The sequence below is a fragment of the Aliinostoc sp. HNIBRCY26 genome (assembly GCF_050235535.1).
Lineage (GTDB): Bacteria > Cyanobacteriota > Cyanobacteriia > Cyanobacteriales > Nostocaceae > Trichormus.
In genome coordinates this window covers 1,550,879-1,572,765 of the sequence record NZ_CP189852.1, presented here as the reverse complement: position 1 = coordinate 1,572,765, position 21,887 = coordinate 1,550,879, and the positions used below count along the sequence as shown (strand labels likewise).

At 41.5% G+C, this 21,887-nt stretch carries 18 protein-coding genes; 10 read left to right on the top strand and 8 right to left on the bottom strand.

Features of this window, described 5'->3' with window-relative positions; genetic code table 11:
- Nucleotides 1–63 precede the first annotated feature (63 nt).
- Both ACQFX9_RS06565 and ACQFX9_RS06560 read left to right on the top strand, forming a co-directional pair.
- Nucleotides 64–708 carry a TMEM175 family protein gene (locus ACQFX9_RS06565; RefSeq protein WP_427161244.1) on the top strand — a complete coding sequence of 215 codons (645 nt, stop codon included), beginning with the start codon at nucleotides 64–66 and terminating at the stop codon, nucleotides 706–708.
- A gap of 58 nt (nucleotides 709–766) precedes the next feature.
- A complete protein-coding gene (locus ACQFX9_RS06560) occupies nucleotides 767–1,750 on the top strand; it encodes an aldo/keto reductase (protein ID WP_427161243.1) in 984 nt (327 codons plus the stop codon).
- Nucleotides 1,751–2,081: 331 nt separating this feature from the next.
- On the opposite strand, the gene aspS is transcribed toward ACQFX9_RS06560, so the two are convergent.
- From aspS to ACQFX9_RS06540, 4 genes are all read right to left on the bottom strand, one after another.
- Complete coding sequence (gene aspS / locus ACQFX9_RS06555; RefSeq protein ID WP_427161242.1) at nucleotides 2,082–3,869, bottom strand: aspartate--tRNA ligase; 1,788 nt, start codon at nucleotides 3,867–3,869, stop codon at nucleotides 2,082–2,084.
- 228 nt (nucleotides 3,870–4,097) lie between these two features.
- The gene (locus ACQFX9_RS06550) at nucleotides 4,098–5,156 is read right to left on the bottom strand and encodes a WD40 repeat domain-containing protein (RefSeq protein WP_427161241.1); all 1,059 of its coding nucleotides are present in this window, start codon (nucleotides 5,154–5,156) and stop codon (nucleotides 4,098–4,100) included.
- A gap of 236 nt (nucleotides 5,157–5,392) precedes the next feature.
- Nucleotides 5,393–5,689: a hypothetical protein gene (locus ACQFX9_RS06545; protein WP_236141817.1), complete on the bottom strand. Its 297-nt coding sequence runs from the start codon at nucleotides 5,687–5,689 to the stop codon at nucleotides 5,393–5,395.
- Between the two features lie 460 nt (nucleotides 5,690–6,149).
- Nucleotides 6,150–6,320, bottom strand: a complete 171-nt coding sequence (locus ACQFX9_RS06540; RefSeq protein ID WP_157943303.1) for a chlorophyll a/b-binding protein — start codon at nucleotides 6,318–6,320, stop codon at nucleotides 6,150–6,152.
- Nucleotides 6,321–6,607: 287 nt separating this feature from the next.
- On the opposite strand from ACQFX9_RS06540, the gene ald reads away from it, so the two are divergent.
- The 3 genes from ald to cydB all read left to right on the top strand — a co-directional run bounded on the left by ald (nucleotide 6,608) and on the right by cydB (nucleotide 10,739).
- Nucleotides 6,608–7,699, top strand: a complete 1,092-nt coding sequence (gene ald, locus ACQFX9_RS06535) for an alanine dehydrogenase (RefSeq protein WP_236141801.1) — start codon at nucleotides 6,608–6,610, stop codon at nucleotides 7,697–7,699.
- Nucleotides 7,700–8,111: 412 nt separating this feature from the next.
- Complete coding sequence (locus ACQFX9_RS06530) at nucleotides 8,112–9,557, top strand: cytochrome ubiquinol oxidase subunit I (RefSeq protein WP_427161240.1); 1,446 nt, start codon at nucleotides 8,112–8,114, stop codon at nucleotides 9,555–9,557.
- 168 nt (nucleotides 9,558–9,725) lie between these two features.
- The gene (gene cydB, locus ACQFX9_RS06525) at nucleotides 9,726–10,739 is read left to right on the top strand and encodes a cytochrome d ubiquinol oxidase subunit II (protein WP_427161238.1); all 1,014 of its coding nucleotides are present in this window, start codon (nucleotides 9,726–9,728) and stop codon (nucleotides 10,737–10,739) included.
- Nucleotides 10,740–10,766: 27 nt separating this feature from the next.
- Here the strand turns inward: cydB and ACQFX9_RS06520 are convergent, their stop codons facing one another.
- The 3 genes from ACQFX9_RS06520 to ACQFX9_RS06510 form a co-directional block, all read right to left on the bottom strand.
- Nucleotides 10,767–11,375 (bottom strand): hypothetical protein, encoded by a 609-nt coding sequence (locus ACQFX9_RS06520; protein WP_427161236.1) that lies wholly within the window; start codon nucleotides 11,373–11,375, stop codon nucleotides 10,767–10,769.
- A gap of 177 nt (nucleotides 11,376–11,552) precedes the next feature.
- Nucleotides 11,553–12,140, bottom strand: coding sequence for a thylakoid membrane photosystem I accumulation factor (locus tag ACQFX9_RS06515; protein ID WP_427161235.1), 588 nt, complete (start codon nucleotides 12,138–12,140; stop codon nucleotides 11,553–11,555).
- 259 nt (nucleotides 12,141–12,399) lie between these two features.
- On the bottom strand, nucleotides 12,400–13,590 hold the full coding sequence (locus tag ACQFX9_RS06510; RefSeq protein ID WP_427161234.1) for a transposase: 1,191 nt from the start codon (nucleotides 13,588–13,590) through the stop codon (nucleotides 12,400–12,402).
- Nucleotides 13,591–13,838: 248 nt separating this feature from the next.
- On the opposite strand from ACQFX9_RS06510, the gene ACQFX9_RS06505 reads away from it, so the two are divergent.
- The 5 genes from ACQFX9_RS06505 (at nucleotide 13,839) to msrB (ending at nucleotide 21,193) form a co-directional block, all read left to right on the top strand.
- Entirely contained in the window at nucleotides 13,839–15,176 is a 1,338-nt protein-coding gene (locus ACQFX9_RS06505; RefSeq protein WP_427161233.1) for a MurT ligase domain-containing protein, read from the top strand.
- A 110-nt stretch (nucleotides 15,177–15,286) separates the two neighbouring features.
- Nucleotides 15,287–16,099 (top strand): type 1 glutamine amidotransferase, encoded by an 813-nt coding sequence (locus tag ACQFX9_RS06500; protein ID WP_427161232.1) that lies wholly within the window; start codon nucleotides 15,287–15,289, stop codon nucleotides 16,097–16,099.
- A gap of 156 nt (nucleotides 16,100–16,255) precedes the next feature.
- Nucleotides 16,256–18,748 (top strand): COR domain-containing protein, encoded by a 2,493-nt coding sequence (locus ACQFX9_RS06495; protein ID WP_427161231.1) that lies wholly within the window; start codon nucleotides 16,256–16,258, stop codon nucleotides 18,746–18,748.
- 395 nt (nucleotides 18,749–19,143) lie between these two features.
- Nucleotides 19,144–20,439 (top strand): FUSC family protein, encoded by a 1,296-nt coding sequence (locus ACQFX9_RS06490; RefSeq protein ID WP_427161230.1) that lies wholly within the window; start codon nucleotides 19,144–19,146, stop codon nucleotides 20,437–20,439.
- Nucleotides 20,440–20,698: 259 nt separating this feature from the next.
- Complete coding sequence (gene msrB / locus ACQFX9_RS06485; RefSeq protein WP_427161229.1) at nucleotides 20,699–21,193, top strand: peptide-methionine (R)-S-oxide reductase MsrB; 495 nt, start codon at nucleotides 20,699–20,701, stop codon at nucleotides 21,191–21,193.
- Nucleotides 21,194–21,385: 192 nt separating this feature from the next.
- Here the strand turns inward: msrB and ACQFX9_RS06480 are convergent, their stop codons facing one another.
- Nucleotides 21,386–21,850, bottom strand: coding sequence for a hypothetical protein (locus ACQFX9_RS06480; protein WP_427161228.1), 465 nt, complete (start codon nucleotides 21,848–21,850; stop codon nucleotides 21,386–21,388).
- Nucleotides 21,851–21,887 lie beyond the last annotated feature (37 nt).

Genomic DNA, 21,887 nt, shown 5'->3' with positions numbered 1-21,887 from the left:
AGGAGTAATCATGCAAAAGTGGAAACTTGCGAACAGCAACGACTTCTTGCAGAGGAGGTGAGCGTGGATACTACCCGCTTGGAGGCATTTAGTGACGGCGTTTTTGCGATCGCAATCACCTTACTGGTGCTGGAAATCAAAGTACCGCCACCCGATACGGCACTCGCCGCAGAACTCCTTCATCTGTGGCCATCTTACCTTGCCTATGTAGTGAGCTTTTTGGTGATTGGTGCAATTTGGATTAACCACCACGCCATGTTCAAACACATCGTCCGTGTGGATGGAACACTGTTGCTGCTTAACCTCTTCCACTTGATGCTCATCGCATTTCTACCGTTCCCAACAGCCGTGCTTGCCGAAGCGTTTCATCGCGGAACGGACGAGCCAGTTGCTGCTGCGTTCTACAGTGGGATATTGACCGTCATCGGTATCTTCGTCAACGCTATGTGGCGGTACGCGGCTCATGGGTATCGGCTGATCAGTACCCACCTCACGGCAACAAAGATACAAAAAATCAATCGGCAGTTCTTTGTGGGGCCTACCGTTTATGCGATCGCCACCGTGATTGCGCTGGTCTTACCCTGGCTGGCCGTGCTGCTCTACATCCTCCTCAACGTCTTCTATCTGTGGCCTCGCTGGGGTCATAAGACCGCTCCATCTCCGATTGATGACCCCACAGTGAGCAGAGATCGCAACAAAAACGACTGACAACGGCGGGAGCGATCAACGGCGAACAATATCAGTTCCACATTAACGGGGAAAAACAATGCAAACGCGCAAACTTGGAAATAGCAATCTGGAAGTCTCGGCAATTGGGTTCGGCTGCATGGGGCTGAACTACGCCTACAGCAATACTCTCAACAAGCAAGAAAGTATCTCCCTGCTCCAAGCCGCAGTAGAGCGTGGAGTCACCTTCTTTGATACAGCCGAAATGTATGGGCCCTTCACAAATGAACAATTGGTGGGCGAAGCACTCAAACCTTACCGCGATCGTGTCGTCATTGCCACGAAGTTCGGCATCAAGTTACAGGACGGCAAGCAGGTGCAGGATAGTCATCCATCAAGAATCAGAGAGTCTGTAGAAGGTTCACTGACGCGATTAAAGACTGACGTGATTGATTTATACTACCAGCACCGCGTGGATACCCAAGTACCGATCGAAGACGTTGCTGGAACTATGAAGGATTTAATCGGTGAAGGCAAAATAAAACATTGGGGGCTTTCAGAAGCAGGTGTACAGACCATCCGCCGGGCGCACGCAGTCCAATCGGTAACTGCCGTTCAAAGTGAGTATTCCCTGTGGTGGCGGCATCCAGAAGAAGCCTTACTCCCAGCCCTGGAAGATATGGGAATCGGGCTTGTGCCGTTTAGTCCTTTAGGTAAAGGCTTCCTAACGGGCAGTATCAGCAAAGACGCAAAATTCGACAAATCTGACTTCCGCAGCATTGTTCCCCGATTTACGCCGGAAGCTCTCGATGCTAACCAGATATTGGTGGATGTGTTGAAAGAGTTGGCGAACAACAAGCAAACCACAGCCGCACAAATAGCTCTTGCCTGGATACTGGCGCAAAAAACCTGGATTGTCCCTATTCCAGGTACGACTAAACTGCATCGGTTGGAAGAAAACATTGGCGCAGCAAACATCGAGCTAACACAGGACGAATTGCAGAGCATCGATGAGGTATTGGCGCAAATTAAAGTTGAAGGCGATCGCTATCCAGAAGAGTTGGAAAAGCGAACGGGACTATAAGAGAGCGAAAAATTTCGGGGGAGATGAGGGACAAGACGCGATAATGATGACTCAATTGACCTCAAAACTATAAAATGCCCTTGATTTTAGTCCAGAAGCCACGGTGATTTATGATGATTTAAGTCGCCAAAAGGTTCGGATTGGAACAAGAGACTTAAGAATTGCAGCGATAGCACTTGCTATTAAAGGAACTATAGTAACTCGCAATCAACGAGATTTTGAGAAAGTTCCTGGTTTAAAAATAGTAGATTGGACGGTGGATTAGAAGCGATCGCACTTTTTCATAGTCAACAGTTATCAGTCAAAAGTTAACTGATAACTGTTGACTGACTTAAACTTTTGGTTTATACGTCGAAGCAACGTGCAGTTCCTTCAATTGCTTGATATCTACACCAGAAGGTGCATCAGTTAACAAACAACGAGCCTGCTGTGTCTTCGGAAAAGCAATGACATCTCTGATGGATTCTTCACCACTTAGTAACATCACCAATCGGTCTAGACCGTAGGCGATGCCACCATGTGGCGGTGTACCATATTCAAAGGCTTCTAAAAGGAAACCAAATTTATTTTGTGCTTCTTCTGGAGACAACCCAATCGCTTCAAACACCTGTTCTTGGATGTCCCGTTGGTAAATCCGCAAACTACCCCCGCCAACTTCAAAGCCGTTGAAGACTAAATCATAAGCTTGGGCGCGGGCTGTTTTTAAGTCGTGCAAATCATCGGGATGGGGTGCGGTAAAGGGGTGGTGTAATGCTTCTAGGCGTTTTTCGTCTGCATTCCACTCAAACATCGGGAAATCCACAATCCAGAGGAGATTGATTTTTTCGGGATCAATTAAGTTGAATTCTTTGGCGACGACTTGACGTAATCTATCTAAAGTCTTATTGACAGTCACCGCATCACCTGCACCAAACAGTAATAAATGTCCTGGTTGCGCGCCTGTACGTTTTAAGATTTCCTGTTTTTGCTCTTCTGAGAGGTTGTCTTTAATTGCGCCAATGGTGTCAATTTCGCCGTTTTCTCGCACCCGAATATAAGCTAAACCTTTTGCACCGGCTTCACTGGCTTCTTTGAATAAATCGCCACCTGGTTTGATGCGGACGTTAGAAATTTGCTCGTTACCGTTGGGGATGGGGAGAATCTTCACGATACCACCAGAGGCGATCGCATCCCGAAAGACTTTAAAACCAGAGTCTTTCAAAACATCGGAAACGTTGACTAATTCTAAGCCGTAGCGGGTATCTGGTTTATCACTACCGTAACGTTCCATCGCCTCAGCGTAGGTAAGACGGGGGAAGGGGGTATGTAATTCGATCCCTTTGACGATTTTGAAGATATAACTAACTAACTTTTCATTGAGAGCAATAATTTCTTCCTGGGACATGAAACTCATTTCCATGTCCAACTGGGTAAATTCTGGCTGTCTGTCGGCGCGTAGGTCTTCATCGCGGAAGCAACGGGCGATTTGATAGTATCTATCCATACCCGATACCATCAATATTTGCTTAAATAATTGTGGAGACTGGGGTAGCGCAAACCATTCACCCTCATTCACGCGACTAGGTAAAATGTAATCTCTTGCACCTTCTGGGGTAGAACGAGTCAGCACCGGGGTTTCTACTTCAATAAAACCCTCTATATCTTCTAGATAGCGACGCATAGCTTTCACGACTTGATGGCGTAGCTGTATATTCCGCGCCATGCGATCGCGTCGTAAATCCAAGTAACGATATTTTAGCCGCAAGTCTTCCCGCACGCTTTCCGTGTCCGCGCTAGAAACTTGAAAAGGTAACTGCTTCCTTACAGCATTCAGCAGTTTAATGTTATCAGCATAAATTTCCACTTCGCCAGTAGGAATACGGCTATTCAGTGATTCTTCGGGACGTTGTGTGACTCTGCCTGTAATTTCCACAACGTACTCGTTACGTAGAGAGTTAGCCTGTTCGTAGGAATCTGGGGTGCGTTGCGGATCGCTGACAATCTGGACTGTTCCAGAGCGATCGCGTAAATCTAAAAATATCACACCCCCATGATCGCGGCGACGGTCTACCCATCCATACAAGGTAACAGTGTCTCCAATATCTTCTTTTCGGAGTTCGCCGCAATAGTGAGTTCGCATAGTTATTAGTTCTGTTGTTCCAAGCTAGATTTACTGGTAAATGTCAAAGCTTTCCCATTATCCAGCATCCATAGTCATTGTAAGCAATACAAAATTCAAAAAGTCAATGGTCAATGGTCAATAGTCAATAGTCAATAGTCAATAGTCAATAGTCAATAGTCAATAGTCAATAGTCAATAGTCATTACTCATTACTCATTACTCATTACTCCTCCCTGCACCCTGCTTCCTATCTCCTCCGCACCGCCAGGGAGGGATTACCCCAAACGCTGACTACGCCGTCAAATCCTCCGCTAGCTAGCATTTGTCCATCATGGCTAAAAGCGATCGCGCTTACCCAATCACTGTGTCCAATTAGTGTATTTAATAACTCGCCTGTAGTTAAATCCCAGATTTTGATCCCGTCTCTACCAGCACTAGCTAAAATTTGTCCGTTGGGATGAATGGCGATCGCATTTACCCAATTGTTATGTCCTGTGAGGGTGTAGACTAATTTGCCAGAGGTGAGATTCCACACTTTAACAGTGCGATCGCGGCTGGATGTCACTAAATTCTGCCCATCAGGAGTATACGCAATACCTGTAACTACATCCTTGTGGGCGATAAATCCCCTGATTAACTTCCCTGTGCTTAAATCCCACAGTTTAATGACTCCTTTTTTGTCACCACTGGCGATGGTTTGACCATCGGGATTCATAGCCACTGCATGAATTGTATTATCGAATCTGACTAATGTCGCTAGTGGGCGTTGTTGTAGTAAATCCCACATCCGAATCCCATCCAAAGCACCACTGACTAGCACTTTGCTATCGGGAGATACAGCTAAGGATAAAACACTAGCACTATGTCCCACAAAGGAACGGGTAAATTTATTAGTTTTGAGATTCCACAGATTAATTGTGTTATCACTACCACAACTTACTAAAGTTTGCCCATCAGGGGAAATCACCAGGGATTCTACCGTAGTTGTTTGAGCTTTGGTGATACTCCTGATTTTTTTGCCGGTGATGGGATTCCACATCCTTACAATCCCATCATTGTAAGCACCGCCACTAACCAGCATTGTGCTGTCTGGACTAAAGGTGACAGAGTTCACACTGCTTTGATGTGCCATGATCCTGCGGAGGAGAACGGGATTGGTAAATGCTCCCGTTGCTTCTGGAGTATTGACAGTGGGGTTAGCATGAGCCGAATCAATTTTTAATCCTGTCCAGAGATTGATCGGCACTGCGATCGCCGCCACAAATGCCAAAATCAAATACAGGTCGTTTTTTTTCTGACTCCTCACTTTTTTCCCTCACCTGCTCAAATACACCAATCACAAGCAATTTTGGATTTTGCGGAAAGTTCTGTAGGCGGGTTTCCCGCCGTAGGAAACTTTCCAAGACGGATTTTGGATTTTGGATTCAAAATTCCGCTTGTTAATCTCCTTGAACTTTAAACCCATACCACTTATCCCAACTCAGCACCGACTAAACGCCGCGCTACCGCTAACACCACTCAGCACTCAGCACTCAGCACTCCCTAATAGGGCGGTTTTTTCTTATTCACCGTTAGCATAGGCAAAGTGGAATTAGATGAACGTGGTGGTAAGTAGTGTTGTACAACAGGCTCTTCTGGTAGAGGAGGTTGTTGCTGACTATTACGCCACAACTTAAAAGCGAGTGCTACGCCTGCTGTGCCTAAACCTACAGCAAATAATGACCAACTATCATCAAAACCACCAATTAAGGCATCGACTACACCCATAGTTATCAAGATGCTGACGATGGGTTCTCTACGGTAGGCTGACTTTAAAAAACGAGGTAATACAGCGTTCATCACAGCTTGGTTTATCCAGATTACCTTTTGTTGATTTACTCAAAATAGTTACTAGTTTTATAGACAGATATCTACTTAACTAGCTTTGTACGCTTTGACTCGTACTGGGTGAACTACGCACCTCTCTATTGAGTCTTGTTGACGAAGCAACGAATTCTCAACCACCTTTTGCAAGATGTTTCCACTACAATACCTCATCTGCAAATTACCTTTCTCCAGAAAAGGCTTCTGAAAAAGATGATAATTTTTTAAGGTGATCAGTTACGTGTAGTCATTAACTCCCTTGCATTAAGTATTTGCAAATAGAAGCGATTACTGACACTCTCTAGTGCGCCTTGTCAATTAATGAGGGTAACTTGGGTTAAGGATTCCATTATTAGTTAATACAGTAAAAACCAGCTAGAAGTTCCAGCTGGTTTCAACTCTTCTAATTACTAGCTTACAACGTCAACACTAATAACTACTTAAGACCAAGCCAAGAAAGCACACCTTGATTGGTGACGTATTCAATTACCACCATCAACAAAAAACCAATCATGGCGGCTCGGCCATTCAAGCGTTCAGCATATTCGTTAAAGCCAAATTTTGGCTCTTCTAGTTTGGGGCTGACTGTGGGTTGCACTTGTGACATATGACAAAAACCTCTTTTCGGCAAACGGGACTTAATAATTCAGTTTTGAGCTAATGGCAGAACTTGAGTAAGGATAACTTAAACAGTTGTGCGATCACTCGTTAACAATTTGTAATTATTCTTTATATATTGTAGAAACAATCAAGCAATCGTCAAGGGATAAATAGTGTGCGGTTTGGGGAAATTAAATAGGGAAAACTAATTATGTAAATAGCTATCTTCAATACGGAAGTGTCAGTTTGAGGCTGGCAGGCTAAATTAAATCAAAAATCAGGCAGAGGCGTTGTATGGAAATCGGCGTTCCCAAAGAGACGAAGGATCAAGAGTTTCGCGTTGGCTTGAGTCCTTCTAGTGTCAGGGTTTTGCGAGAAAACGGTCACAGCATTTTTGTGGAAACTCAAGCAGGTAGCGGTGCTGGGTTTACAGATGCAGATTATCAAAGTGCAGGGGCGGAAATTGTTTCTACAGCTGATGCTGTATGGAATCGGGAATTAGTGGTAAAAGTCAAAGAACCATTATCTAGTGAATATAAATTTTTGCGAAAAGAGCAGATTTTGTTTACTTATCTGCATTTAGCAGCCGATCGCAAACTAACAGAGAATTTAATTGATTCTGGCACTTGTGCGATCGCCTACGAAACCGTAGAGTTACCCGGCGCAAACAGACTCCCTCTGCTCACACCCATGAGCATCATTGCCGGTAGGTTAGCAGTACAATTTGGCGCGCGCTATTTGGAACGTCAACAAGGTGGTAGAGGCGTGCTTTTGGGTGGTGTTCCTGGGGTGAAACCAGGAAAAGTAGTAATTTTAGGTGGTGGTGTAGTCGGTACAGAAGCCGCCAGAATCGCCGTTGGTATGGGTGCGGCGGTACAAATTTTAGATGTGAATGTGGAGCGTTTATCTTATTTAGAAACAATCTTCGGTTCAAGAGTCGAATTACTTTACAGTAGCTCTGCTCACATTGAAGCAGCAGTCAAAGCAGCAGATTTAGTTGTTGGCGCAGTGTTGGTATTAGGACGCAAAGCACCAATTTTAGTTAGCCGCGAGTTAGTGGGACAAATGCACCCAGGTTCGGTGATAGTTGACGTTGCAGTTGACCAAGGCGGTTGTGTAGAAACATTACACGCTACATCCCACACCAACCCTGTATACATTGAGGAAGGTGTAGTGCATTATGGCGTTCCCAATATGCCAGGAGCAGTCCCTTGGACAGCTACCCAAGCCTTAAATAACAGTACACTACCTTATGTGGTGCAGTTGGCTAATTTGGGACTCAAAGCCTTAGACGTTAACCCAGCCTTAGCTAAAGGTTTGAACGTGCAGAATCATCGCTTAGTACATCCGGCGGTGCAAGAAGTATTTCCTGATTTAGTTAGTTAATTAACCCCTCATAATTTATTTTTAATCTTGATTTGGTCTTGGTTTGCTATTTATTGAGCTAATCCAAGACTTTTTTATGTGAAGTTTGACTAATTGTCTTTTGACAAATATCATCAATCAACCCAAAATATAGATGAATTTTCCCTATCTATAGGTAGATGTAATATTCACCAAATAAAGTTTAACAAGTAAATACAAAAGAAATTTACGGGGCTACTTATCATAATTTATTCTTAATAAAAAGTCCTAATTTATCTGTAATTAATGATTTTTATATAAGAGTAATTTTGATGAAAATTAATTCTTTTCATGCTTAAATAATCCTTACGTAAATCCATATTAAATTACAATTTGTATAAACTTTTGATACCTGTAAAGACGCTGAATCTTTCACAAAGAGGGGAATACAGGCATGGAATTTTTATCTGATTCCGTGGTGTTATCACGGATGCAATTCGCGCTGACTGCAATTTTTCATATGCTTTGGCCTGTCCTGACTACGGGGATGGGAATTTATTTAGTAATTGTGGAAGGGATTTGGCTCAAAACGAAAAATCCCGACTATTATCTTCATGCGCGCTTTTGGTCAAAATTTTACGTGCTGAATTTTGGTATTGGTGTCGCGACTGGTATTCCGATGGAATTCCAATTTGGGACGAACTGGGCCCCTTTTTCGGAAGCAGTGGGTAACTTTTTTGGGAGTGTAATTGGTTTTGAAGCTTCTTGGGCGTTTATGCTAGAAGCGGCTTTTTTAGGAATTATGTTATTTGGATGGGAACGAGTTAATCCCGCCATTCATTATCTTTCTACTATTTTGGTGGCTGTGGGTGCGAATCTTTCCACAGTTTGGATTTTGACGGCTAATTCTTGGATGCAAACTCCAGCAGGTGGGGAACTGGTGGACGGTAAGTTTATTGTTCACGATTATTTTCAAGCAATTTTAAATCCCTTTATGGTCAACAGTGTGCTGCATATGTTTTTTGCCACACTGGAGACATCTTTATTTGTGATTGGCGGAATTAGTGCTTGGTATATTCTTCAGCAACGCCACGCGGAGTTTTTTGCTAAGTCTTTGAAGATTGCCTTAGCAGCTGCGATCGCAGTTGCTCCACTACAAATATACATCGGACACCTAAGCGGCGAACAAGTTTATCACTATCAACCCACAAAACTCGCTGCAATGGAAGCCCAGTGGGAATCCACACCAGCCGGACAACCCGCAGACTGGAGTTTACTAGCAATACCCAACGAAAAAGCCGAGAAAAATGATTGGGAAATCACCATTCCCAACGCATTGGGTTACATCTTGGAATTTAAGCAGAACCTTTCCGAACCCGTGCGCGGTTTGAAAGAGTGGAAACCGAGCGATCGCCCCCACATGGTAGGTTTAATTTACTACGCTTTCCGTACCATGATTGCGATCGGCTTTTTCTTTGCTGGGTTAATGTTATTGAGTACCCTGCAATGGTTGCGTGGTAAACTTGCAGCCACAAATATTAGTCAACAGCGTTGGTTAATGCGAGCTTGGGTATTAGCTGCACCGTTAGGATACATCGCTGTAGAATCTGGTTGGATTGTGCGTTGTGTAGGTAGACAACCCTGGACACTATACGGACAGATTCGCACCGTTGATTCTGCTTCCCGTTTACCTGCAAGTAATGTGTTAGTTTCACTGACTAGTTTTGCGGTAGTTTATAGCATCTTATTTATTACAGCCATGTACTTTGGTAGCCGCATCATCCGCACAGGGCCAAATTTAGAATTACCCATTCCCGGAACAGAAGTCACCAAACCAGCAGTAGATACCACCCCTGGAGAGTTTGTCCCTGATGAACGTCCTGTAGAGGCGCAGCAGTAGGGGATTGGGGATTGGGGATTGGGGATTGGGGACTGGGGAGAAGGAGACAAGGGAGACAAGGAAGAAAAAAACCAACGAGTAATGACTAATGACTAATGACTATTGACTATTGACTAATGACTAATGACTAATGACTAATGACTATTGACTATTGACTATTGACTAATTATGGAAACACTGCAATATTTTCTTCCACAAGTTTGGTTTGTCATCTTAGCTTTATTTCTCTTTCTCTACGTCATGCTAGATGGGTTTGACTTAGGCGTGGGGATTTTATCTCTCACATCCTCCGATGATGAACGTCGGGGAATTTTGATGACTAGTTTAAGTAACATTTGGGATGCTAACGAAACTTGGTTAGTTCTTATGGGTGGGGGTTTGTTTGGTGCATTTCCCTTGGCTTACGGAACAATTTTAAACGCCTTGTATATCCCAATTTTGGTAATGGTATTTGGGTTTATTTTTCGGGGTGTGGCGTTTGAATTTCGGGAATTATCTAGACGCAAACTGTTTTGGAATTTCGCCTTTGGTGCAGGAAGTTTTACCGCCGCACTCGGACAAGGTTTTGCTTTGGGTGCGGTACTTAAAGGAATTAAAGTTGATGAGACAGGACACTTTATTGGTAGTACCTGGGACTGGTTCAGTTTACCATCGGTGTTGGTGGCGTTAACGTTGATTCAAGGTTATGTGTTGATTGGTTCTACCTATCTTGTCTGGAAAACCACAGGAGAATTGCAGGAAACTCATTACAAAACCGCAAAAATTGCTGCCTGGACTACTTTAATAGGTGCAGTTTTCATTACAGTTAGCACACCATTTATTTATGAAAATGCTAGAGCGCGGTTATTTCAGCAACCACTAGTTTATATTTTTGCTGTGATTCCGATTTTGGGAGTTTGGTTAGTTTGGCAACTTTTAAACAGTCTGAATCGCAAAGAAGAACGCGCACCTTTTGTGTGGACGATTCTATTATTTGTGTTGTCATTTATCGGTTTAGGTTTGATTGTTTTTCCCTACATCATTCCCCCACAAATTACCATTTATGAAGCGGCGGCTGATCCTAGCTCGTTGGTAATTATGATCATTTTCATCGGCTTTTTAATTCCGGTAATGTTGTTCTATAACCTTTACCAATACATTGTTTTCCGAGGTAAGGTGACTGGTAACGGTTACGGGGAGTAGGATAATAATAAGTGGGAACTCTACATATCAACCAATTGGCTGATTACCAGGGTTGACAGCATGAATAAATTCACTACCTGATTGTGGTCTACCACGTTTATAACTAGCTTCTTCTGGTTTACCCCATCCCATCTGTAATATCATTTCTAAAAAATTAGGATTTTCCCATTTCCACAAACTAGCCCATTCCGTTCTTTGGGCGATTCTTTCTACATCAGATGTAGTGATTTTTTGATATTGTTTGCTGTTGTTAAAACTCAAATATAAATCCATTTGTGCAGTGACTTCATCCCAAAAATTCAGAATAGCATCTTTGACTGATTTGATAATTTCTAAATCACTAGCTAGCGCAATTAATTGAGTATCCACTTCTGGGTAACGCAAGGTTTTACCTTTGACTGTCATCTCGCGCCAAACAATCCCAGAAACTTGATATTCCTGCTGATAATTGTGAATAGCCGCTTTAAAATCTTGATAGGCTGTGAATTTTTGCAGTCCCTCTGTTCTGATAAACTGATCAATTACAGGATTACCAGATACATTAACTTCTAATTTTAGACGTTCTCCCTTAAGGCAAGCTTGGCGTTCAGCTGCCAAAATTTGAATTAGCTCATCAGTAGTATAAACCTTTGACATCAGCAACCACTCTACTAGTCATTGGTCATTAGTTATCAATCATTAGTCACTAGCTACTGCTTTGGACTCTTGACTGTGGACTATGGACTAGATTTCAACATAGCTTTTACAGGATGAAAAATGCAGTAACAAATGGCACTAAAATTCAGGGCAGACCAAATTGGTCTACCCTCATTGTTATTTAGCTAACTCACTACTAAACTCATTGAACGATCGCCGTTTCAATTGCACTGACTCGGTACGCGGTAGTAAATCAAACACTTCTCGCAGTCTATCATCTATCTCTTCAAAAGGTACTTGACCCTGTTTATTTAAAACTACCTTACCCGACTGGTTCAAAACTACAACTTGCGGTACACCTCCAGTGTAGTAATATCCTGGTTCTGTGGGGTCATAGCTTTTTTTGTTGGGGATGGTATCAACGCTAATGGGCATAATCTCAGCTGCTTGACCGTAAAATTCTTGTACCCGTGAAATCACGATCGCATACTCTTTACAGTCGCGGCTATCATCCACATAAAAAGCCAAAACCGTTGGTTTATGTTCAGCTAAAGACTGGGCGAGGGTTTGTCTGGGAGGTACTAACGAACCATTACCCGCATACACCACAAACATATTGCCATCATAGTTATCATCGTTAATACCTGCCCAAGCTGGTTGTATGCCAATAATTAACAAACAAATCAGCAATGACAGACATTTGGAAACCAACCACCGCCAGTCAGCAATTTTTTTATGTAAAACAGGAAACTTGATACTAATCATCAAAAAGCACCTTGCAAGCTACTATTTATCGTTAGGTGTGCTGAATAAGGCAACCAGGGCTGGATATATAAAACAGGGAACGGGGAACAGGGAACAGAGTTAAGAGTATATTTAACTTCTGTACCATATTTACCTGCTACGTGCCGTAATTATGGCTGTTCACCATTTTTTAAGATAACTCCTAGTGGGATCTGTGGGGAATGGGGGCTGGGAAGAGGCAGGGGGCGGGGGGCAGCTGACAGGTGTAGGTTTTTTACAATTAGGAGGAGTTAAAACAGTAGAAATCGTCAACAGGAGTAGAAGGGAAAGAACTCCAGCGATGAAGTTGAATAGGAAGATGGTTGAGTAAATTAGCAATCAGGGTTAACAATCCCTGGAGAAAACAAGAGATATGACGTTGAGGATGAAGGTGAAGAGGTTGAGAAAATACAATGTGCCGAGATGGAAGTGTTTCTAAATTTGGGGGAGAAGATTGATTTTCAGCTTCGCCACCAAGCATGACCATCCAAAGAGTAGAAACTGCGATGGCTAACCAAAGACGTTCAGCACGTTGAGGGTTAAGCAAACGGGTATTGTGCCAATGCCAACCGTCAGATTTAACATCGCGGTAAACGCATTCGGTGCTAGGACGTAATCCGTACCAAACAGCTGAAGCCTGAGTTGGCTCAATGTCAGTCAGAATCAACCACGGGTCTTGATAGCCGATGTCCCAACGAGCAAGTAATGTACATTCGAGTGGGTTAGTTTTAAAACAAACAATTCGACCCGACCAAGATTGTCCAGGAGCGCAAACCACATCCACCAATGGTTGCCATGTCTGATGTGGTGGGACTCGATAAGTTCCTTGATGGTTAATTCGTAAAAATGGATGCCAGCCAACATCGACAATTAGTTGATATAACCAGTCGGCATATAGTCCACGGTCAGCAGTGACTATCACTTGAAACCCACTGGGAATTACTTCCCGTAGCGCATTGATCAGCTTTTGCCCATGACATGACCAACTTCCTGGTTTATTAGCTAGTACAACACACCATGCAATGGGAATTCCACATCCTGCCAACAGAATATTCAGTGATAAGACTACGAACTTATCACCAATCGTCGTTGCGTCCAGTGCTAGGGCTATTTGTTTGATGTTTGCTGGCAGTAAATTTAACACCCACATCAGCAATGGTGCAAAACAACTGCTCACATCCAAACTGCGACGATGAATACCTTTTTTGGCTTCTGCTTCCTCATACCATTCTCTTAACCTTTGACGTACTGCTGTGACTTTTTCTCCGTTCACAAGAGCGATAAATTGCGATACTTTGGTCAAGCTACTTGATTTGGTCATTACCATGCCAAAACTCCATGTCGCCAACCCCACAACTTGCGGTATCGACAGATGTGGCATCTTCTCTGATACTATGCGTGTCCATTGTTTGAGATACTCATTTTTCAGCATTTGAGTCTCATCCACACTCTGGTTTTCAACTTTTATTTTCTAGCTTTCAGAATCAACACTTACACCCTTGTAAAAAACCTACACCTGTCAGGCGGGGGGCAGGGAGACAAGGGAGACAAGGGAGACAAGGGAGAAGTAATAGCTAATGACTAATGACTAATGACTAATGACTATTGACTATTGACTATTGACTATTGACTATTGACCATTGACTATTGACTATTGACTAAAGATTTAGGGTTATAGATGTGGGTAATAAGATAAAACTTATAGATAGAGTGCGTTTAGGGTTTGCGGTGTTGGTGGCGAAAAGTGTCACGTTTGGGGTGCGATCGCTGCGGCTGGGTGCTGCTAGTGTATTACCAGGGGCGATCGCGCGTCGGATTGAACCCAGGCTGTTACAATTGTTGAGCCAGCAAGTTAAAAATGGCGTGATTATCATTGCTGGGACTAATGGTAAAACTACTACGGCGTTGTTGTTACGCACGATATTAGAAAATAAAGGTTTCCGCGTTTGTCATAACTCCACGGGTGCAAATCTGGAAAATGGTTTGATGACAGCTTTTCTTGAAAGTACCAATTTGGTGGGAACGCTGGATGTTGATTATGCAATTCTGGAAGTGGACGAGAATATTGTCCCCAAGGTATTAACACCACTCCAACCAAAAGCTATTTTATGTTTGAATTTATTCCGAGATCAACTTGATCGATATGGCGAAGTTGATACTATTAGTAAACGTTGGACAAAAGTAATCTCGACTCTCCCGCCGGAAACAGTTGTCATTCCTAATGCTGATGACCCCACTTTATCCCATCTCGGTCAACAGTTACCCCAAAAAGTCTTATTTTTTGGCTTAAATGAACCAGAACATTATTTAGAAGCTATTCCCCACGCTGTTGATTCTATTTACTGTCCCAGATGCGGACATTCTTTAGATTACCAAGGCGTGTATTTATCTCACTTAGGCGATTTTACTTGTCCTAGTTGTGGCTTTACTAAGAGTCAACCGACGTTAGTTAGTAGCGAATGGCAACAAATTTTAGTTGGTCTATATAACAAATACAACACCTTAGCTGCCGCCACTGCCGCTAAAGAATTAGGCGTAGATGAAAATACAATTCGCAATACTATTAATAACTTTCAAGCTGCTTTTGGACGTGCAGAAGATTTAGTAATTGATGGTAAACGTGTCAGAATTCTATTATCAAAAAATCCCGTTGGTACAAATGAAACGATTCGCGTCGTCACCCAAAGCACCGATAAGACTACATTAATGGTATTAAACGATCGCACCCCCGACGGTACAGATGTATCCTGGATTTGGGACGTAGATACAGAAAAATTAGTCGAACGTGGTGGAACATTAGTAGTGAGTGGCGATCGCGTCTATGATATGGCTTTACGTCTGCGTTACAGCGAAAAAACGCCCCAAAGTAATATAAATTTAATTGTCGAAGAAGACTTAAAGCAAGCGATCGCCACAGCCTTAGAACACACCCCCCCGAATGAAACCCTGCACATCCTCCCAACCTACTCAGCCATGTTAGAAGTGCGGGAAGTTCTCACAGGTAGGAAAATCCTTTAAATTGGGCATAGGGCATGAGGCATAGGGCATGGGGCATTATGTACAATCCTCATAATTTCCCCTACTCCTCTAATTACGAATTACGAATTACGAATTACGAATTAAACAAGATGCAATTAGAATTAACAATCGGTTGGCTATATCCTACATTAATGAGTACCTATGGCGATCGCGGTAATGTGATTACTATAGAACGTCGCGCCCAATGGCGGGGATATAGTGTTAAAGTATTACCCCTCGACCAAAACGCCACAGCAGATGATATTAAATCTGTAGATGTCATAGTAGGTGGTGGCGCGCAAGATAGACAGCAAGAAATTGTCATGCGAGATTTGCAAGGCGCGAAAGCTGAAGCCATCCGTGAGAAAATCGAAAACGGGACACCAGGAGTTTTTACTTGCGGTTCACCCCAACTTTTAGGACATTATTACGAACCTGGAATTGGACAACGTATTGAAGGATTAGGAATTCTCGATTTAGTCTCTGTTCATCCTGGGGAAAATACTAAGCGTTGTATTGGTAATTTAGTGATAGAAGTGACAGCTAGCCGACTCGCCAAAGATTTGGAAGAGATGACAGGAACTAAACCTTATTTAGTCGGGTTTGAAAATCACGGCGGACGCACTAAATTAGGCAAAGTGGAAGCCTTGGGTAAAGTCGTCTATGGCTTAGGAAATAATGGCGAAGATGGAACAGAAGGGGCGTTTTATCAAAATGCTATAGCCACATATTCCCACGGGCCACTATTACCAAAAAATCCCTTCGTGGCTGACTGGCTAATTCAAACAGCATTGCGATTAAAGTATCAGCAACCAGTTACTTTACAGCCTTTAGAAGATACCTTAGCGATGCAAGCAAGGGAATCAATGTTTAAAAAACTACAAGTTAATCCACCAAAACCTCATGCGGTAGCTAAAGTATAAAACTCCGTTTAATCACAAAATATCTATTAAAAACCCCTCAGCAATGTACAAGAGGGGTTTTTTAGTTATAATTACATAAATTCACACATTTGCTACCATTTTTATACCAAAAAAATTTTCTTTCAACTTATCCTACCATTCTTGACAAATAAACATATGACACATACACCTCCAGATGTAAGAAAAAAAATTAAAGATGCAAAAGAAAAGCAACTTGAAAAATTAGATTTAAGTAGACTAAACTTAACCGAGATTCCTGTTGAGGTATTTGAGTTGGAATGGTTAGAGCATTTGGATTTACGAGACAATGATATCAGAAATATACCAGCAGCTATTACCAGTTTGCGTAACTTAACTTGGTTAGACTTAGGTAATAGCCGATTAAGACAAATTCCAGAAGCTATTACTAAATTAAAAAACTTAACTACCCTCTATTTAAGAAATACCGAAATCACACAAATACCAGAAACAATTACTCATCTACAAAATCTAACTACTCTATATCTAAGAAATAACCGAATAACAGAGATATCAGAAGCTATTACTAACCTGTCAAATTTAACTCAATTGTATCTCAGCTACAACCAAATAACACAGATACCAGAAGAAATAACACGACTGCAAAATTTAACTTCTCTGGATTTAAGCTACAACCAAATAACACAGATACCAGAAGAAATAACACAACTGCAAAATTTAACTTCCTTGAATTTAAGGGGCAACCCTATTGAAAAGCCACCGCCAGAAGTTGTTGAAATAGGCATTGATGCAATCCGAGATTATTTCTTACAGGTAAAAAATGAAGGAACAGATTATTTATATGAGGCAAAGTTATTAATTGTTGGTGAAAGTAGTGCTGGTAAAACAACTCTAGCCAAGAAAATTGACGACGAAAATTACCAACTAAAAGAAGAAGATTCAACCAGAGGAATTGAGGTAATACAGTGGTACTTCACAATGGAAAATGGTCAGAATTTTCGAGTCAATATCTGGGATTTTGGCGGACAAGAAATTTATCATGCTACACACCAATTTTTCCTTACAAAACGTTCTCTTTATGCAGTAGTAGCAGATAATCGCAAAGAAGACACTAACTTTTATTACTGGTTAAATGTAGTAGAATTATTGAGCGATAACAGTCCAGTTTTAATTATAAAAAATGAGAAGCAAAACCGGACTCATGAAATCAACGAACCACAATTAAGAGAACGTTTTAGCAACCTCAAGGAAACTTTAGCAACTAACCTTGCAACTAACCGAAACTTACCAAAAGTATTACGAGAAATCAAACATCATATCTCTTCTCTACCTCATATTGGCGCAGTACTTCCCAAAACCTGGGTAAGAGTTCGTGAAGCTTTAGAAAATGACTCACGCAACTATATTAGCTTAGATGAATATTTACAAATCTGCCAAATACATGGTTTTACACAACGCGAATATAAATTGCAATTAAGTAACTATCTCCATGATTTAGGTGTATGCTTGCATTTTCAAGATGACCCAATTTTAAACAATACTGTTATCCTTAAACCCAAGTGGGGAACAGATGCGGTTTACAAAGTCTTGGATGATCAGCAAGTAATTAACAACTTAGGTAAATTTACTTCGCAAGACTTACAAAATATTTGGCAAGAAGAACAATACGCCACAAAACAAGGTGAACTGCTACAACTGATGATTAATTTTAAGTTGTGTTATGAAATTCCTAACAATCATAAAAATTATATTGCTCCCCAACTATTAACAAAAAAACAACCAACTTATAACTGGGATGAAACTAATAATCTTATCTTACGCTATACTTATGAATTCATGCCTAAAGGTATTATTATTCAATTTATAGTTGCGATACATCAGTTAATTGATGAACAAAAATATGTCTGGAAAAGTGGCGTTATTCTCAGTCGAGAACAGACTAAAGCAGAGGTAATTGAATATTACGACAAACGAGAAATTAAAATTCGCGTTTCTGGTTTACACAAAAGAGATTTATTAACCTGTGTTACTCATGAACTTGATAAAATTCACTACACTTATAGCCAATTAAAATTTGATAAACTAATTCCCTGTAATTGCTCAGTTTGTCAAAATCAGCAAAATCTACACTTTTATAAATTCGATAATTTAAGAAATCGCATTGCTAAACATAAATACGATGTTGAGTGTGATATCAGTTTTGAAAGGGTAAATGTCTTAAATTTAATTGATGATGTTATGGACAGAAATCAGTTAAACCGAGAAGATGAACAAAGACAACACAGCCACATCACCAATATTTATGCCGACCAGATAAATACTGTAGAATTGCAACAAGGAAATAATATAATGAATCAACCTCCCAACAATGAAGAAAAATCTCAACTTCAAAAAGAAGTTGAACTTCCTTTTGCTTTTAGAAACGGGCTGTTTTATTTATATGTCTTCATAGTAGTATTTTGCTCAATTGCTTTTTTCGGAGGTAAGCTAGAATTTCATTATCTAGTTTTGACGATTCTTGGTACAGCAATATTTATCATTCTCATCGGTGTTCTACAATTACGCCAAGATGACCGGTTATCAGAAAAATCTTTTGTAGAATTGATTAAAATGGTTCTGAAACAGTTTCCTTTGATTGGCAATTTGATAGATATATTTCAGCGCAAATAATATACATAAGAGCAAACTCGATGAGGTTTAATGTAAATCAATAAATCATAATCAATGACGTTGATAAGCTGATAGTCATGGCATTTTCTAGACTGATTCACTTATGTTCATGACTTTAGCCCTAGTTTTATGCAAATTAAATGATCTTTAGCTTCTTAACTAAACAGGAATTCCAATATGTTTCTTCTGCTAGAAAATAGCTTTTACGTATGTATTATGCTAAATTTTAACCTAAAAGTGAGTATTTACCCTTAAGCCAAATTTTGATCTATATACAGAAAAATCATTTGAGATTTTATTTTCTAACACAATGGCTGAAATCAAGGTTTTTGCTACAAGTCCTATGCTGTAAACGTTATAGATTATTCTCTCCCAAAAGTAATAAGATAGGACTATTGAAACATTTAAGACTTGGCACGCCAATACGGTGTGATACAGCAGGACTTTCGTTGATTGGCATAAATCTGGAAGAAAAAGAAAAATCAAAAGTAAGAACTCAATTTGCGCTAGATTTCTTACAATCAGCTATTATTATCCCGACGGGAATGGTAAAACATCCAGATAACCCTCCACCTGTGGCCAGACCGATTAAAAATCCGCCGCGATCGCTTTTTTCCAGAATCCTCTTCAATTTGCAAACTTGGGCTGTTACGCCTCAAGGGTTGTCATTAACTCTGCAAAGCCGAATGGCCTTCAAAATCGCCATCGCCTCGACAGTTTCTTTGATAATTGCTCAAAGATTGCAGTGGGACTACCCCTTTTACGCTGTAATTGCCGCTATTATTGTCATGTCATCAACCCAAGGTAGCACCCTAAAATTGGGCGTTCAGCGATTGATAGGTACGGCCATTGGTGCTATTGCTGGTGCATTCTTCGTGATTTTGTTGGGTAGTAATTTCTGGTCTTTGGGAATATGTGTATTTATTACTATATTTCTAGCTTCCACCTGGAAATTTCAGGAAGCTGCTAAATTAGCAGGATATGTGTCAGCGATCGTGATTTTGAGCCATAGTCAACAACCTTGGATATACGCTTGGCACAGATTTTTAGAAACTCTTTTAGGTATCGGAGTAGCTTTACTGGTAAATAACTTTATTTTTCCTGCCCGTGCTAATCAAGAATTGCGGCGTTGTCTATCTCAAACACTCATCAGCTTAGATCAATTCTATAGTTTAGTCATTAACTGTGCGTTTACAGGTACATACGACCGTCCTAGTGTAGATACACTCAAACTCAGCATCATTACATCCTTGCGGACAGGACGGGAATTGTGGCAAGAAGTGAAACAAGAACAAACCAGTGAACCCCCAGAAGCTCAAATTAATGAGGCTTGGGAATTCCTCATCCGCAGGGTGTGGGAACATATCCTGACAATGGAACACACCGTCTTAGCTAGACAGCAAGATACATTTTGGCAACTGCTTTCATCGCAAATTACCGAATTAGCACAAGAAACCCAAAATGCCATGCTGACCTTAGCGATCGCTGTTAAGTCTACAAAATCGCAATTATCTTTACCAGAGATTGATACAGCTCTTAATCACGCCACAGAAAAATTAAACCAACTATCAAAACTACAGCAAGCAGATCAAGAAATCGATGAATTACTCAGATTTTTCACCTTCTTCTACACAATGGAAGAAGTAGGAAGAAAACTGCAAAGAATGGCAGCTATGTTGAGTGAAGAGTGAGTGGGGATTGGGGATTGGGGATTGGGGACTGGGGATTGGGGATTGGGGACAAGGTAGACAGGGTAGACAAGGTAGACAAGGTAGACAAGGTTGATTTTATTTCTTAACTCGCTACTCACTACTCATTACTCATTACTCAGCACCGGCTAAACGCCGCGCTACCGCTAACATCACTCAGCACTTTCCAGCTAGAAGTAGAAAAAACAAACTATGCCCCATGCCCCATTCCCTATGCCCTATGCCCATAATATATAGGTATATGGACAAACGTTACTTTTTGCAAACTGGTGCTGCATTATTTGGCACAACTTTGTTACCACCATTTTTTTTACCAAGGTCTAGCATCATGGCAACTTCTAATACTGAATTTGAAATTAATAAAACTGACGTAGAATGGCGGACGATTTTATCGCCGGAACAATTTCGGGTTTTGCGTCAACACGGCACAGAACGGGCATTTACTAGCCCCCTTGATAAGCAATATGAGGCGGGTACTTATGTCTGCGCTGGTTGTGATCAGCCTTTATTTACATCAGATACTAAATTCAATAGTGGTACTGGCTGGCCGAGTTTTTTCGCTCCCATTGAAGGCGCGATCGCAACTACTGTAGATCGGTCATTTTTTATGACTAGAGTTGAAGTGCATTGTAGCCGTTGTGGTGGACATCTAGGCCATGTTTTTAATGATGGCCCTGTACCCACCGGTCAGCGTTATTGTATGAATGGTGTTGCACTGAAATTTATCCCGGCTTAAATTGGGCATAGCATAGGGCATTGGGAATGGGGCATAGGGCATAGGGCATTGGGCATTGGGCATTGGGAATGAGGCATTGGGCATTGGATAAGTAGTGAGTAGTGAGTAGTGAGTTAAGAAATAAAATCTACCTTGTCTACCTTGTCCCCAGTCCCCAGTCCCCAGTCCCCAATCCCCAATCCCCCTACCTCCTTACACTGCTGCAAACATTTGTTGCAGATTCTCTGGCTTAGTGACTGCTAAGTATTGTGCCGCCATTTCTGGTGTTAGCAATTCAATCATGACTCTGTTTTCTAACCAGAATTCCATGACATCAAAGAAAGAATCGCGGTTACAACGAACAACTCGCCAACCTTCTCTTCGTCCCACTTCTTCAATTTTTTCTTGAGTTGTAGTTACAGAGACAGCCGCATGGGTGGCTGTATATCTGGAAGCATGGGGGGATTTAGCAAATGTACATTGAGCCTCATCTTCACCAGGTTTTAGTTCTGTTTCTAAGGGATAAACTTCAATCCCTGTTCCGTGTTCATCTAAGGGAAACACCATGTAACTACCTGGATTGGGGAAAAAGGGAAAGGCTTGTCCGTTTAATACTTCAGCTAAAACTGTGGCGGCGTGTTGAGGATTTTCCGCAGCGATGGAAAAGTGATGAATCATAGTCTTACCTTGTATAACGAAATTATAGGTTTAATGA